This window comes from Streptomyces sp. NPDC017940 (genome assembly GCF_044328435.1).
Lineage (GTDB): Bacteria > Actinomycetota > Actinomycetes > Streptomycetales > Streptomycetaceae > Streptomyces.
The window spans coordinates 81533-95272 of sequence record NZ_JBIRHJ010000003.1; the positions used below are offsets into that span (position 1 = coordinate 81533).

Below are 13740 nucleotides of genomic sequence, written 5' to 3' on the forward strand. Positions count from 1 at the left end.
CATGGCCGCGACGCAGGTACTGAAGTCGGAGTGGACCAAGATCCGCTCGGTCTCCTCCACGGTGTGGACGCTCGGTCTCGCCCTCGTCGTCACGATCGCCCTCGGCCTGCTGATCAGCATCCTGGCGAAGAACGACTACGACAACCTCAGCCGCGAGGACAAGATCACCTTCGATCCGACCTACATCAGCTTCGCCGGGATGTCCCTCGGCCAGCTCGCCATGATCGTCTTCGGTGTCCTCGTGGTCTCCAACGAGTACAGCACCGCCATGATCCGCACCTCGCTCGCCGCGGTTCCGCAGCGCGCCGCCTTCCTCTCCGGCAAGATCGCCGTCGCCACCGCGCTCGCGTTCCTCGTCGGCCTCGCCACCAGCTTCCTCACGTTCTTCATCGGCCAGGCGGTGCTCGGCGAGTACAAGGCGCGGATCGGGGACCCGGGCGTGCTGCGGGCCGTCATCGGGGGCGCGCTCTACATGACGCTCATCGCGATGTTCTCGATGGGCGTGGCCGCGATGCTGCGCAGCCCGATGCTTTCCCTCGGCATCCTGATGCCGTTCTTCTTCCTGATCTCCAGCATTCTCGGCAACGTCGAGGCGACGAAGAAAGTCGGCCGCTTTCTGCCCGACCAGGCCGGCAGCAAGATCATGCAGGTCACGTCACCCTTCGACGACGACACCCCGTACGGCCCCTGGGGCGGTCTCGCGATCATGGTGGCGTGGACGGCGGCGGCGCTGATCGGCGGTTACGTCCTACTGAAGAAGCGGGACGCGTAACCGAAGAAGCGGGACGTCCGGACGAAAGTCGAGACTTTACCTGTCCTTGGCCGGAACCGTCAGCTCACAGATATCCTCCTAACCCTTACGGGGGCGTGTGCCCCGACGTCCTGAACCATTCGATGGGTGCGGAGAATGATCGAGGCAGTCGGCCTGACGAAGCGCTACGGCGCCAAGACAGCCGTGTACAACCTTTCCTTCCAGGTGCGGCCCGGCACCGTGACCGGCTTCCTCGGTCCCAACGGGTCCGGCAAGTCCACGACGATGCGCATGATCCTCGGGCTCGACGCACCCTCGCAGGGGCAGGTGACCATCGGCGGCTACCCGTACCGGAAGCTGCCGAACGCGCCCCGCCAGGTGGGCGCCCTGCTCGACGCCAAGGCGGTGCACGGCGGCCGGCACGCCCGCAACCACCTGCTGTGCCTGGCGCAGCTCTCCGGCATCCCGGCCCGGCGCGTGGACGAGGTGCTCGGTGTCGTCGGCCTCCAGGACGTGGCGAGGAAGCGGTCCAAGGGCTTCTCGCTCGGCATGGGCCAGCGCCTCGGCATCGCGGCCGCGCTGCTCGGCGACCCGCAGGTGCTGCTCTTCGACGAGCCGGTCAACGGCCTCGACCCCGAGGGCATCCTCTGGGTGCGCAACCTGATGAAGTCGCTCGCCGCCGAGGGGCGCACCGTCTTCGTCTCCTCGCACCTGATGAGCGAGATGGCCCTCACCGCCGAGCACCTGATCGTCATCGGCCGCGGCCAGCTGCTCGCGGACATGAGCGTCACGGACTTCATCTCGGCCAACTCCGCCGACTTCGCCCGGGTCCGCACCCCGGAGACCGAGCCGCAACAGCGCGAGAAGCTGACCGCCGCGCTCACCGAGGCGGGCGGCCAGGTCCTGCCCGAGCAGGACGGCGCGCTGCGCGTCATGGGCCTGCCGCTGCCCCGCATCAGTGACCTCGCGCACGGCGCGGACGTCCGCCTGTGGGAGCTCTCGCCGCACCAGGCCTCCCTGGAGGAGGCGTACATGCGCATGACGCAGGGTGCCGTCGACTACCGCTCGACCGTCGACCAGCGCGCGGGCCTCCAGCAGCAGCTCCCGCCCGGCGCAGCGCCGCAGCCCCAGCCGCCCGTGCCGGGACAGGGCCAGCCCGGCTGGTACGCCCCGCCGTCGCCGCAGCAGGGCGGGCAGCCCTTCGCGATGCCGCAGGGCGCGCCCGCCGCACCGCCCGCCCCCGCCGACGGGAACCCGTACGCCGCGGCCCCCCAGGCTCCGGCCGCCGCCCCCGCCCCGGCCGGGCACGCCACCGGCACCCCCGACACCACCGGCACCCCCGACACCTCCGGCACCTCCGGCACCTCCGACAACAAGGACGCACCCCGATGACCACGCCTCCGACTCCCCAGCAGCCGCAGGCGCAGCCCCAGCAGCCCCAGGCCCCGGGCGCCCCGGCCCCCGCACAGCAGCCCCAGCAGCCCCAGCAGCCCCAGCAGGCCTACGCGGGTGCCGTCGCCGCCCCGCAGAGCCCTCCGGCCATGGTGCCCGCGCCGCCGCCCGCGCCCGCCGCGCCGGCCCCGCCGTCGGCCTGGCAGCAGGCGATGAACAACGCCTACACCTCGCCGATCCCGGTCAAGAAGACCAACCTCGGCCACGCCCTCGCCTCCGAGTGGACGAAGATCAAGTCGGTTCGCTCCACGGTGTGGACGCTGAGCATCTTCCTGATCCTGGTCATCGGCATCGGCCTGCTCGCGGTCGCGAACACGCAGTCCGACGACTACCGGGACGTGCCCTTCACCGTCCCGGCGTTCTTCGGCCTGATGCTCGGCCAGATCTGCCTGATCACGCTGGGCGTCCTCGTGACCTCGTCCGAGTACGGCACGGGCATGATCCGCACCACCTTCACCGCGTCGCCGCAGCGCCACCGCGTCCTCGCCGCGAAGGCCCTGATCTTCTTCGTGGTCGCCTTCGCCGCGTCCGCGAGTTCGATCCTCCTGGTGGGCCTGATGGCGTCGGGCGCGCACAGCGGCCCGGAGGCGGGCGACATCCCGTGGGCGGGCTCGGTCTTCAAGGGTGCCCTGTACGTCTCGCTGCTCGGTGTGCTCGCGCTCGCCGTCGGCTCCATGCTGCGCCACTCCGCGGGTGCCATCACGACGATGCTCGGCGTGGTCCTCGTACCGGCGATCCTGCCGGGCTTCCTGAACATCTGGGAGAGCACCGCGAAGCTCGGCGACAAGATGGCCGACTACAACGCCATCAACTCGCTCGCCAAGATCTTCCGGATCGACGGCATCGACAGCAGCAGCACCGGGAACTCGCAGCTGGTGCTCCTGGTCGTCATCACCGCCGCCGCCGTCGCGGGCGCCTTCGCGCTCCTGGAGAAGCGCGACGTCTGACGCGCCGCGCCCGCAGGGGGCGTCCGACGCGTACGTACTCAGTACCGCGGAGCGTTACGGGACCGCTGCACCCGCGAGGTGCGGCGGTCCTTCGCGTCCCAGCACGCCGTGTGCCAGTGCCTGCGCTCGTCCACGCCGGAGTGCTCGGCCCAGGCCACCACGTGCGCGAGCCGGGAGGGGATCTCCTGGTCGCATCCTGGGCAGCGGTAGGTCTTGCCCGCGGTGCTCGCGCCCGCCACATGGCGTACGCTCCACTCCTCGCCCTGCCAGCGCTCGGCGCGCTGGAAACCGCCGTAGCGGCCGCCCGGCCCGGCCGTGTCGTCGTCGGCGTGGGCGCCTTGGCCCGGCCTGGGAGCTCCGGTGCCCTTCGGGCGATTGCGGCGCGGCGACACGGGACACCTCACGGGTCTGGGAACGGACGGGCGTACGCCCAGCCTACGCACCGCGTGGACGGGTACCCGTCCGCCGCCGACGCCCGCAGGGACCACGTGCCACACAGAAAATCTGCCAATCTGCACGCCAAGCCGTGCCCTTGGCACTTGTCACGCGTTGTTGCCGGTAGGGGAATGCCTGCGTCGGTTCAAGGAGGCAGGAAGTTCGATGCGCTTAGGAACATTTGTCTTGGCAGCCCAGTTTCCGGGCCAGGGTCACGGGGAGGCTCTGCACCGCGCGCTGCGGTCCGTGGAAATGGCCGAGGAAGCGGGCCTGGATTCCGCCTGGCTGGCCGAGCACCACTTCGTGCCGTACGGCACCTGTCCCTCCGCGATCACCCTCGCGGCCCTGCTGCTCGGGCGCACCCGGCGCATCCGCGTCGGCACCGCCGTGAGCGTGCTGCCCACGGCCCACCCGGTGGCCCTGGGCGAGCAGGCGGCCCTGCTGCACCTCACCTCGGGCGGGCGCTTCTCGCTGGGCGTGGGGCGCGGCGGTCCCTGGGTGGACCTGGAGGTGTTCGGCACCGGCGTCGAGGCGTACGAGATGGGGTTCCCGGACTCCCTCGACCTGCTGCTCCGCTGGCTCAGCGGGGCGCCGAGGGTGACAGGGCCCGGCGGCCGGTTCGCGTTCCGCGACGTCGCGGTCGTACCGCTGCCGCAGGAGGAACTGCCCACGGCGACGGGCCCGTTCCCGGATCTGCCCGCCGCCCCCGAGCGGTCCGGCTCCCCGGTGACGGCGGGCCCCGAGGTCGTGGTCGCGTGCACCTCGCCGTCCAGTGTCAGGCTCGCCGCGGCCCGTGGACTGCCGATGCTTCTCGGCATGCACATCGGTGACGGGGAGAAGGCCGAAATGGTGGCCTTGTGGAATCGGCACGCACGGGCCACCGGACGCACGCCGGACGAGGTGGCGCACGTCGCGCACGTCTCGGCCGGAGTGGTGCAGATCGCGGACCGCCGCCCGGAGGCGGCCGAAACGCTCACCAAGGCCATGCCGGGCTGGCTGAGGCACGGCCTTGACGCCCATGTCACGGTCGACGGCCGCCCCCGCTCCATGCGGGACCCCTTGGGGTACACGGAGTTGCTGTGCGACATCCATCCCGTGGGGACGCCGCAGGTGTGCGTGGACCGGTTGGCGGCGACGTCGGAGCGCACGGGCATCACGCGCTTCGCGCTCCTGGTGGAGGGCTCGGGCGATCTGACGACGACGGAGGAGAACGTACGCCGTCTCGGCCTGGAAGTGCTGCCCCAGCTCAAGTGAGGAGCAGGGGCGCCGTGCGAGGGGCTGCCGCCCCGGTACTGAAACACCTCCCGCGTACGGAGCGGCAGCAACCGGGCTCAGCAGTCCCGTAGTTCGGGTGACTGGTTCAGCAACTGACCACGGATGGACGTGAACTTCGCCAACCTGTCGTCCGCGGAGCCGTCCAGCGGGAACACCGCCACGCGGTGGCAGTTCTGGAAGGCCAGGCGGACCCCGAAGTGGCGCTGTAGTGCGCCGCGAATCGCGTCACTCGCCAGTGCGCGCAGCAACTGGCCGCGCGCCTGCTCGTCCGGCGGAGGCGTCTGGTTGTCGGCGAATTCACCGCCGTCGACCTTCAGCTGGGCCACCAGGGAGCTGATCATCTCCCATGCGTAAGGCAGGGAGGTCCGGACGCAGTCGACGAAAGCTGCTTCGTCGACCTCGCCTCGCTCGGCCTGTTCCAACAGTGCCGGTGAGACGTCGAGCGACATGGGTTCTCCTCTCGCACCCCCAGGGAGCAGGGGCCAACGGACAGGGAAGGAGCTCGCATACGCAGCGTGCACACGCGACGACCTCCTGCTTCTACGGTAGGCAACGGCCCGGGCCCGCACCAGGAGATTGGGCGCATAACCGGCCAGGTTCGAACAGGTTCATCGGCGGACAAGTGGTGCGGCCCACCAGGCGTACCGAGCCGGGTCGAGTCGTCCACGAGCGACGGCGGGGGCGCGGGATTCGCTGGAGCACCCCGGGTCGAGTAGCGTTGCCGACCATGCGTCTCGTCATCGCCCGCTGCTCCGTGGACTACGCGGGCAGGCTCACCGCCCACCTCCCGTCGGCTCCCCGCCTGATCCTCGTCAAGGCGGACGGAAGCGTCTCCATCCACGCCGACGACCGGGCCTACAAGCCCCTGAACTGGATGTCGCCGCCGTGCACCCTCAAGGAGGGCACGGGCGACGACGCCGGTGTGTGGACCGTCATCAACAAGGCGGGTGAGAAGCTCATCATCACCATGGAGGAAGTCCTCCACGACTCCTCGCACGAGCTGGGCGTGGACCCCGGGCTCATCAAGGACGGCGTGGAGGCGCACCTCCAGGAACTGCTCGCCGACCGGATCGAGACACTGGGCGAGGGGTACTCACTGATTCGCCGCGAGTACATGACGGCGATCGGCCCTGTCGACATCCTCTGCCGCGACGCCGACGGGCAGACGGTCGCGGTGGAGATCAAGCGGCGCGGCGAGATCGACGGCGTCGAGCAGCTGACGCGCTATCTGGAACTCCTGAACCGCGACCCGCACCTGGCTCCCGTCAAGGGGGTCTTCGCCGCCCAGGAGATCAAGCCCCAGGCACGCGTGCTTGCCACCGACCGCGGCATCAGCTGCACGGTCCTCGACTACAACGCGATGCGCGGCATCGAGGACGACAAGCTGCGCCTCTTCTGAGCCGAACACTCACCGGCTCCGCCGGGCCGAACGCTCACCGGCTCCGCTGGGCCGGACAACGCAGCTCGGTCGAGCCAAACGCCGGGGCTCCGCCGGGCCGGACGCCAGGGCTCGGGCGAGCCGGACACCACGGCTTCGCCGGGCCGGACACCACGGCTCGGTCGGGCCGGACGCCCCGGCTCGGGCGAGCCGGACACCGCAGCTCCGCCGAGCCGGACGCCGGGGCTCCGTTGAGCCGGACGCCACGGCTCGGTCGAGCCAGGCACCGCAGCTCCGCCGAGCCAAACAACGGGGCTCCGCCGGGCCGGACATCACGGCTTCGCCGAGCCGGACACCGTGGCTCGGTCGAGCCAAACGCCGGGGCTCCGGACGCCACGGCTTGGGCGAGCCGGACACCACGGCTCCGCCGAGCCAGACGCCGCAGCTCCGCCGAGCCAGACACCAGGACTCCGCCAGGCCGGACGCCCCGGCTCGGGCGAGCCAGACACCGCGGCTCCGCCGAGCCTGAGCGGAGGCTCCGTCGAGCCGGGCCCCGCAGCTTCGGCGCAGCCGTGCGTCGGCTGGTTCGAGGGCCGGGATCCCCCGGGAGTCCGGCCCTCGCTCAGGTCTACACGCCGTCCGGGCTGCCGTCGCGTCAGATCATCCGTGCCGAGCCGGAGCCACCGCCGGGGCCGCCCGGTGTGCCGGGCCCCACCCTCGTCGGGACGCCCGCGACCGGGCTCGAAGCCGCCGGATCGCTCGCCGAGTTCGAGGTGTCCGGTGGGGACGGCGGCGTCGTCGTCGGGGTGGGCGGCGGGGTCGTCGGCGTGGGGGGCGGAGTCGTGGGCGTGGGGGGCGGGGTCGTCGGCGGCTTCGTCGGCGGCTTGGTGGGTTTCGTCGGCTTGTCCGTCGGCTCCGTGGGCCGGTCCGTCGGCTCGGTCGGCTTGTCGCTCGGCCTGCCCGAGGGCTTGCCACTGGGCTTGCCGGAGGGGCCCTTCGCGTCGTCGCTCGATGCCGGGCGGCCGCTCGTGCTCGGCTTCGGGTCGTCCGATGTGCCGACGACGCCGTCCTCGCCGGGGTCGGACGGGCGTGCAGCGGAGTCGTCGCCGGGCTCGTCGGTGCCGGGCCCGCCGCTCTCGTCGTCGGCGCTCGCCGACTGGCCGGTGCGGACCCGCTCGGCCGGGCCGCCACCACCGTCGTCGGACGTCGCGCCGAGCGTCACCACCGTGCCGAGCACCGCGACGAGCAGGGCGCCCGCGGCGACCGCGACCAGATTGCGCCGGGTGCCCCGCAGGATCGAGCGCCGGGGGGCAGAGTGCGCCGCGCCGGTGCCCGCCGCGGGGGCGGCCCGGTGGGTCACCACGGTGTCGGCTTCGGGCGGCGGTGCGGGCAGCGCGAACGCCGTGGGGACGCCGCCGGGCGGTGAAGCGGACTCCTCGTAACGGGCGTCGGGCACCTCCTCGCCCGCCGCCGACCGGTCCCCGGACAGCAGCCCCCCGGAGCAGTCGGCGACCAGGGCGAGCGCCCTGCGCCCCGCGATCATGCCGCGTTTGTCGGCGAGCGCGCCGCGCAGGCCGATGGAGGCCTCCAGTTCGGCGCGGGCCCGGTCGAGGAGCCCGGTGCAGAGCGCGAGGATCCCCAACTCGTGGTGGAAGTACGCCTCTTCCGCGACCTCGCCCGAGGTGCGCGAGGCCCCCTGGCCGCAGCGCAGCGCCCGCTCCCAGGCACCCCAGTGCAGACCCCCCGCGAAGGCGGGCGCGACCGTGCGGGCGAGCAGCACCGCGGCGGACGGCTCACCGGGGCCGCCGTCGGTGCCGCTGGCCGCGGGGCCGTTGGTCAGGGCGGTGAGGGTGGCGAGCACGGCGTCGGCCTCGGCGGCGACCCGCTCGGGGCCGACCGAGGGGTGCCCCGACCACCAGGCGTAGTGCTGGGCGGCAGACTGCACGTTCGCGGCGGCGTCGTCGGCGTACCCGGCGCTCTCCAACTGGGCACGGACACCGGCCGCGAGGCGGTAGTGGCCGCCGGCGGGGGTGACGAGGGCGCAGTCGACGAGCTCGCAGAGCGCGGCGTCGGCGTGCGTGTCGCCGACGAGCGCGGGCAGGTGGGCCGGGTGCGGCAGCTCCCCGCCGAGCGCGACGGCGAAGCGGAGCGCGGCGCGCGCCGAGGCGCTGAGGCGGGAGGCGAGCAGCGCGGCGGGTGCCGCTCCGTCGGCGAGCGAGGGCAGCGGGACCTCGGTCCCGCCCGCGGCGCCGAACGGGGCGTCGAAGGCGGCGGCGCCGTCGGGTCCGGTGCCGTGTCCGTACGCGTCGAAGGCGCCGGGGTCGGCTCGCAGCCGGTCGCACTGGCGCAGCAGGGCGCCCGCCTGGACGAAGCGCAGCGGCAGGCCTTCGGACTCGAACCACAGGTCGCCCGCCCAGTTGGCCTCGTCGTCGCTGAGGACACGGCCGACGACGCGTTCGAGGAGTTCGATGCTGCTGCCGCGGCCGATCCCGCCGAGGAGGACCTCTTCGAGGTGGGAGTCGGGCGAGGGGGCGGGCACGTCGGGCGTCGCAGAGACCAGGAAGGCGCACTCGGGCGTCGCGGCCAGGAGTTCCTCGAGTGCGGCGCCGCCGAACTCCAGGTCGTCAAGGACGACGACGGCGCCGATCCCGGCGAGCAGTTCCCGCAGCGCCGTCCGGTCGGGGCGGTGCAGGGGCGCGTCGTGGACGGCGGCGAAGAGGTCGTACAGGAGGTCGTTGACCGTGCGGTGGTAGCCGCTGAGGCGGATCACGCCGTCGGGGGCGAGGTCGGCGCAGTCCTCGGCGACGGCGGCGAGCAGGGCGGTACGGCCGGATCCCGCGGGTCCGGTGAGGCGCACGGAGCGGCCGCGGGCGAGCAGGCGGGCCAGGCGCTCGCGCTCCTCCTGGCGTTCGAGGAGCGGAAGCCGGGGCAGGGCGGGGCCCGGCGGTACCGGTGGCAGGGCGGCCCTGCGGTGTTCGGCGCGTTCGGCGGCGGTGCGCTTGCGGGGGCGGGCGGGCCGCTCCCCCGGCGGGCAGGGTTCTATCTCGCTGCCGTCGACGGGGTTGACGGTGAGCAGGAGGTCGCCGGAGATCACCCGCACCGTGCGGGCTATCGCCGGCGGCCCGAAATCGGCCGTGGCCGGGGCGCTCTGGCCCGCCGGTGGCGGGGCGGCGTCGGGTGGCGTGCGGGGCTCGCGCGCCGTGCTGTCGTCGTCGGTGCCTTCGCGGCCGATCCGCGCGTCTTCGCGGTCGTCACCGTCGTGGCCGTACTCTTCGGGTCCCCGGTTCATCGGGTCCATGGTCTCAGCCCCCAGACGCGTCGTGTGCGAAGCCCCCTCGGGCCGTCGGCACACCGCGATGTCGCTTCTGGTCCGGTGCCCCCGAGCGGGTCCGCTCCTCGGCAGGCGACCGAACCCTAAACCGCCCTCAGTATCCCCGCGCGGGGCGGGGTGGCACCCGGCCCGAGACGTCACAGTCTCGTGAGGATTGTGCGCGAAGTGCGCTTCCGCGCCCCCGCGCACCCCTCGCGCGGTTCATACGCGAGGGAGCGATTCGACCCCGATGCCGCCTTCGATGGCGAGGATGCGGTGGAGCCGGGTGGCGACGAGGAGGCGCTGCATCTGCGGGGGCACGTCGCGCAGGACGAGCCTGCGGCCGCAGCGTCCGGCGCGCCGGTGCGCGCCCATGATGACGCCGAGTCCCGTGGCGTCCCACGAGTCGAGTTCGGACAGGTCGAGCACCAGATCGCCGGCGCCGTCGTCGACGGCCGAGTGCAGGACCGTACGGGCGTCCGCCGCGCTGCGTACGTCGAGGCGTCCCCCGACGACCAGCTGGGCCTGGTCGCCCCTGATGTGCATATGCGCTCCCCAAGAGTGCGGTGTCGTATGTGACGCCTGTGCCGCCGAGGCGTCTGTGTATGTCACAGCAACTGACTGTCACTCGGGTACGGAAGTTGCCGTCTGTAAGCGAACCGATACCGAATTCACCCCGAGGGGTGACCCAGGGGGGCGTACGGGCGTGCGCGGCCGCGGTCAGTGCTTGTAGAAGCCCTGCCCGCTCTTGCGGCCGATGTCACCGGCGTCAACCATCCGGCGCATCAGCTCCGGCGGTGCGAACTTCTCGTCCTGGGACTCGGTGTAGATGTTGTCGGTGGCGTGCAGCAGGATGTCGACGCCGGTGAGGTCGGCGGTCGCGAGCGGGCCCATGGCGTGGCCGAAGCCGAGCTTGCAGGCGATGTCGATGTCCTCGGCGCTCGCGACGCCCGACTCGTACAGCTTGGCGGCCTCGACGACGAGCGCCGAGATGAGCCGGGTGGTGACGAAGCCCGCGACGTCGCGGTTGACGACGATGCAGGTCTTGCCGACGGACTCGGCGAACTCACGGGTGGTGGCGAGGGTTTCGTCGCTCGTCTTGTGCCCGCGCACCAGCTCGCACAGCTGCATCATGGGCACCGGCGAGAAGAAGTGCGCGCCGACGACGCGCTCCGGACGCTCCGTCACCGCGGCGATCTTGGTGATCGGGATGGCGGAGGTGTTGGAGGCGAGCACGGTGTCGTCGCGCACGAGCTTGTCGAGCGTCCGGAAGATCTCGTGCTTGACGTCGAGCTTCTCGAACACGGCCTCGACGACGACGTCCGCGTCGGCGGCGGCGTCCAGGTCGGTGGTGGTCGTGATGCGGCCGAGAGCGGCCTCGGCGTCGGCGGCGTCGAGCTTGCCCTTGCCGACGAACTTCTCGAACGAGGCCTTGATGCCGTCGGTGCCCCGGGTGAGCGCTTCGTCGGTGACATCGCGCAGGACGACGTCCCAGCCCGCCTGGGCGGAGACCTGGGCGATTCCGGACCCCATGAGTCCGGCTCCGATGACGGCGAGCTTCCGTGCCACGTTACGACTCCCCTTGCCTGGGTACGACCGAGCGCTTACACGCTGTTTACGTTTCGCTCCTGAGCGGACATTAGCGTCCGTGGGCGGCCGTGTGGCGGTGAAGAGACGCACGCCACGTCCCCTTTGACGGACATCACACGGGGAGGCGGGCCGGGCGGGGCTTCGGGGCGTCAGGCGGGCGCGCGGGTCCCGTAGTTGAGGATCTTCTCGCCGAGCAGCTCCTCCAGTTCGTCGAGCAGGTCGAGGGCTTCGCGGGAGACCTCCGTCGGCGGTCTGCGCTTGGCCATCTCGGCGCCGATCCAGCCGAAGACGGTGCCGTAGGCCCAGCTGAGCTGGCCCGCGACGAGCTCGGGGAGGTGGCTCGGGTCGGCGCCCGCCTCCTCGCGCAGGGTGGTCTCCAGGTCCCGCAGGCTCTCCTGCTGCAAGGCCCACAGCCGGGAGCGCAGCGCGGGCGAGTCGGTGATGACCTTCATGAAGTCGGCGTAGCCCTCGAAGAGGCCGACGGTCGGCGAGACGCCCTCGATCAGGACGCGCAGCTCGCGCAGGACGGCGTCGGCGGCGGACTCCCCCACCCGGCGCCCGCGGACCCAGCGGGAGAGCCGGTCGGTCATCTCCAGGCCGCGGTCGAGGAACAGGTCCTCCTTGGCCGGGAAGTAGTTGTAGACCGTGTTGACCGAGACGTCGGCGGCCTCGGCGATCTCCGCGATGGTCACGGTGACGAACCCGTGCTCCAGGAACAGACCGGTCGCGATGTCCGAGATCCGCTGCTTGGTCTGCCGCTTCTTGCGCTCCCGCAGTCCTTCAGCCATGGCTCAGTCCCTCCGTCATGCCCCCATCGTAGCTTCGTTGGCCTCCATGAAATATTGGGTACGTTGCAAAATTCCACTGCCTCTGTTTTTGTGGTCTCCATGCCAATCATCAGCACCGCGGGCCTCGCCAAGACGTTCACGACGAAGGCGGGCTCCGTCGAAGCCGTGCGCGGCATCGACCTGACCGTGTCCCCCGGCGAGATCCTCGGCTTCCTCGGCCCGAACGGCGCGGGCAAGACGACGACCCTGCGCATGCTCACCACGCTGCTCGCGCCCACCGGGGGCGCGGCCACCGTCGCGGGCTTCGACCTGCGGAAGGACCCGGCGGCCGTCCGCCGGAAGATCGGGTACGTCGCCCAGTCCGGTGGCCTCGACCCGCAGGAGACCCTGCGCGACGAACTCGTGCTCCAGGGCCGGCTGCACGGCCGGAGCAAGGCCGACGCCGAGGCGCGCACCGCCGGGCTCGCGGCGGAACTCGGCCTCACCGAGCTGCTCGACCGCAGGACCGCCGCCCTCTCCGGCGGCCAGCGGCGCAGGATGGACATCGCCCTCGGCCTCGTCCACCGGCCCGATGTGCTCTTCCTCGACGAGCCGACCACGGGGCTCGACCCGGGCAGCAGGGCCGACCTGTGGCGCCTGGTCCGGGCGCTGCGCGACGCGCACGGCACGACCGTCTTCCTCACCACGCACTATCTGGACGAGGCCGACGCGCTCGCGGACCGGATCGTCGTCGTGGACAAGGGCGTGGTCGCCGCCGACGGCACCCCCGCCGCACTCAAACAGCGGTACGCCGGATCGCCCGACGCCTCGCTCCAGGACGCCTTCCTCGCCATCACCGGGCGCGCTCCCGCGCCCGTCGACGCCGCCCCCGTAGCCGTCTGACGGCAAGCACCCCACAGGACACCGCCATGCTCATGCACGACACCGCGCTGCTGTTCGGGCGCTATGCCCGCCAGACCCTGCGCTCGAAGTTCCAGATGCTCTTCGGCGCCCTGATGCCGCTGCTGTACCTGCTGTTCTTCGGGCCGCTGCTCACCGACATGCCGCTGGGCGCGCGCGGCGACTCCTGGCAGGTCCTGGTGCCGGGGCTGCTGCTCCAGCTCAGCCTGTTCGGCGCCTCGTTCAGCGGCTTCGCCCTGATCATGGAGAACAACTGGGGGGTCGTGGAGCGGCTGCGCGCCACCCCGGTGAGCCGTTCCGCGCTGCTGCTCGGGCGGCTGCTGCGGGACGCCGCGCTCTTCGTCGCGCAGTCGGTGCTGCTCGTGCTCGCCGCGCTGGTCATGGGCCTGCGCGCACCGCTGGCGGGCATTCTGCTGGGCTTCGCCTTCGTGGCCCTGCTGACCTGCGCCCTCGCCTCGCTGTCGTACGCGCTGGCGCTGCGGATCGACACCCCGCAGTCGTTCGGCCCGACGGTCAACGCCCTCACCATGCCCTCCATGCTGCTGTCCGGCCTGATGCTCCCGATGGCGCTCGCTCCCGGCTGGCTCGACGTGCTCTCGCACTTCACGCCGTTCCGGTACCTGGTGGACGCGGTGCGGGATGCGTACGTGGGCACGTACACGTCCTCCACCATGGTGTACGGGGTGCTGGTCGCCGTCGGCTTCGCGGCACTCGCCGTGGCCGTCGGCACCCGGGCGTACCGGAACGCCTCGTAAGGGGCGCGGGGAACTGCGCGAGCAGCCGCAGGAGAGCCGCAGACGCGTCTGCGTGGTTCTCGGCAGACGCGTCTGCGGCTTGTCCCTGGCTGAGCGCGCAGTTCCCCGCGCCCCTGAAAAGCCCCTGACGGGGCCCTCCACGCGGCTCACTACGCTGGG

Annotated in this window: 13 protein-coding genes; 7 read left to right on the forward strand and 6 right to left on the reverse strand. The window is 72.0% G+C overall.

Going from position 1 to position 13740, the window contains the following annotated elements:
- The first annotated feature begins 1 nt into the window (after position 1).
- The 3 genes from ACH4DX_RS10445 (at position 2) to ACH4DX_RS10455 (ending at position 3150) form a co-directional block, all read left to right on the forward strand.
- Positions 2-772, forward strand: a complete 771-nt coding sequence (locus ACH4DX_RS10445) for an ABC transporter permease (RefSeq protein ID WP_398154816.1) — start codon at positions 2-4, stop codon at positions 770-772.
- A gap of 135 nt (positions 773-907) precedes the next feature.
- On the forward strand, positions 908-2143 hold the full coding sequence (locus ACH4DX_RS10450) for an ABC transporter ATP-binding protein (RefSeq protein WP_398154817.1): 1236 nt from the start codon (positions 908-910) through the stop codon (positions 2141-2143).
- Positions 2144-2292: 149 nt separating this feature from the next.
- Complete coding sequence (locus ACH4DX_RS10455; protein WP_398155241.1) at positions 2293-3150, forward strand: ABC transporter permease; 858 nt, start codon at positions 2293-2295, stop codon at positions 3148-3150.
- A 38-nt stretch (positions 3151-3188) separates the two neighbouring features.
- Here the strand turns inward: ACH4DX_RS10455 and ACH4DX_RS10460 are convergent, their stop codons facing one another.
- Positions 3189-3542, reverse strand: coding sequence for an ATP/GTP-binding protein (locus ACH4DX_RS10460; protein ID WP_398120661.1), 354 nt, complete (start codon positions 3540-3542; stop codon positions 3189-3191).
- 208 nt (positions 3543-3750) lie between these two features.
- Here ACH4DX_RS10460 and ACH4DX_RS10465 point away from each other — a divergent pair, with 208 nt between their 5' ends.
- Complete coding sequence (locus ACH4DX_RS10465; RefSeq protein ID WP_398120659.1) at positions 3751-4839, forward strand: LLM class flavin-dependent oxidoreductase; 1089 nt, start codon at positions 3751-3753, stop codon at positions 4837-4839.
- Positions 4840-4916: 77 nt separating this feature from the next.
- On the opposite strand, the gene ACH4DX_RS10470 is transcribed toward ACH4DX_RS10465, so the two are convergent.
- Entirely contained in the window at positions 4917-5309 is a 393-nt protein-coding gene (locus ACH4DX_RS10470; protein ID WP_398120657.1) for an SCO5389 family protein, read from the reverse strand.
- 278 nt (positions 5310-5587) lie between these two features.
- Here ACH4DX_RS10470 and nucS point away from each other — a divergent pair, with 278 nt between their 5' ends.
- Entirely contained in the window at positions 5588-6259 is a 672-nt protein-coding gene (gene nucS / locus ACH4DX_RS10475) for an endonuclease NucS (RefSeq protein WP_398120655.1), read from the forward strand.
- 634 nt (positions 6260-6893) lie between these two features.
- Here the strand turns inward: nucS and ACH4DX_RS10480 are convergent.
- The 4 genes from ACH4DX_RS10480 to ACH4DX_RS10495 all read right to left on the reverse strand — a co-directional run bounded on the left by ACH4DX_RS10480 (position 6894) and on the right by ACH4DX_RS10495 (position 11926).
- Complete coding sequence (locus ACH4DX_RS10480) at positions 6894-9536, reverse strand: ATP-binding protein (protein ID WP_398154818.1); 2643 nt, start codon at positions 9534-9536, stop codon at positions 6894-6896.
- Between the two features lie 234 nt (positions 9537-9770).
- Positions 9771-10094 (reverse strand): STAS domain-containing protein, encoded by a 324-nt coding sequence (locus tag ACH4DX_RS10485; protein WP_016643271.1) that lies wholly within the window; start codon positions 10092-10094, stop codon positions 9771-9773.
- A gap of 174 nt (positions 10095-10268) precedes the next feature.
- Entirely contained in the window at positions 10269-11117 is an 849-nt protein-coding gene (locus ACH4DX_RS10490; protein ID WP_398154819.1) for a 3-hydroxyacyl-CoA dehydrogenase family protein, read from the reverse strand.
- Positions 11118-11287: 170 nt separating this feature from the next.
- On the reverse strand, positions 11288-11926 hold the full coding sequence (locus tag ACH4DX_RS10495) for a TetR/AcrR family transcriptional regulator (protein WP_398120649.1): 639 nt from the start codon (positions 11924-11926) through the stop codon (positions 11288-11290).
- Between the two features lie 99 nt (positions 11927-12025).
- On the opposite strand from ACH4DX_RS10495, the gene ACH4DX_RS10500 reads away from it, so the two are divergent.
- The gene (locus tag ACH4DX_RS10500) at positions 12026-12808 is read left to right on the forward strand and encodes an ABC transporter ATP-binding protein (RefSeq protein WP_398154820.1); all 783 of its coding nucleotides are present in this window, start codon (positions 12026-12028) and stop codon (positions 12806-12808) included.
- A gap of 26 nt (positions 12809-12834) precedes the next feature.
- A complete protein-coding gene (locus ACH4DX_RS10505; RefSeq protein ID WP_398154821.1) occupies positions 12835-13581 on the forward strand; it encodes an ABC transporter permease in 747 nt (248 codons plus the stop codon).
- Positions 13582-13740: the final 159 nt, after the last annotated feature.

Excerpts from the sequence above, each read along its gene's own strand:
- ACH4DX_RS10445 (WP_398154816.1), top strand. The coding sequence starts at position 2 with ATGGCCGCGACGCAGGTACTGAAGTCGGAGTGGACCAAGATCCGCTCG.
- ACH4DX_RS10450 (WP_398154817.1), top strand. The coding sequence starts at position 908 with ATGATCGAGGCAGTCGGCCTGACGAAGCGCTACGGCGCCAAGACAGCC.
- ACH4DX_RS10455 (WP_398155241.1), top strand. The coding sequence starts at position 2,293 with ATGGTGCCCGCGCCGCCGCCCGCGCCCGCCGCGCCGGCCCCGCCGTCG.
- ACH4DX_RS10465 (WP_398120659.1), top strand. The coding sequence starts at position 3,751 with ATGCGCTTAGGAACATTTGTCTTGGCAGCCCAGTTTCCGGGCCAGGGT.
- ACH4DX_RS10470 (WP_398120657.1), bottom strand. The coding sequence starts at position 5,309 with ATGTCGCTCGACGTCTCACCGGCACTGTTGGAACAGGCCGAGCGAGGC.
- nucS (WP_398120655.1), top strand. The coding sequence starts at position 5,588 with ATGCGTCTCGTCATCGCCCGCTGCTCCGTGGACTACGCGGGCAGGCTC.
- ACH4DX_RS10480 (WP_398154818.1), bottom strand. The coding sequence starts at position 9,536 with ATGGACCCGATGAACCGGGGACCCGAAGAGTACGGCCACGACGGTGAC.
- ACH4DX_RS10485 (WP_016643271.1), bottom strand. The coding sequence starts at position 10,094 with ATGCACATCAGGGGCGACCAGGCCCAGCTGGTCGTCGGGGGACGCCTC.
- ACH4DX_RS10495 (WP_398120649.1), bottom strand. The coding sequence starts at position 11,926 with ATGGCTGAAGGACTGCGGGAGCGCAAGAAGCGGCAGACCAAGCAGCGG.
- ACH4DX_RS10500 (WP_398154820.1), top strand. The coding sequence starts at position 12,026 with ATGCCAATCATCAGCACCGCGGGCCTCGCCAAGACGTTCACGACGAAG.
- ACH4DX_RS10505 (WP_398154821.1), top strand. The coding sequence starts at position 12,835 with ATGCTCATGCACGACACCGCGCTGCTGTTCGGGCGCTATGCCCGCCAG.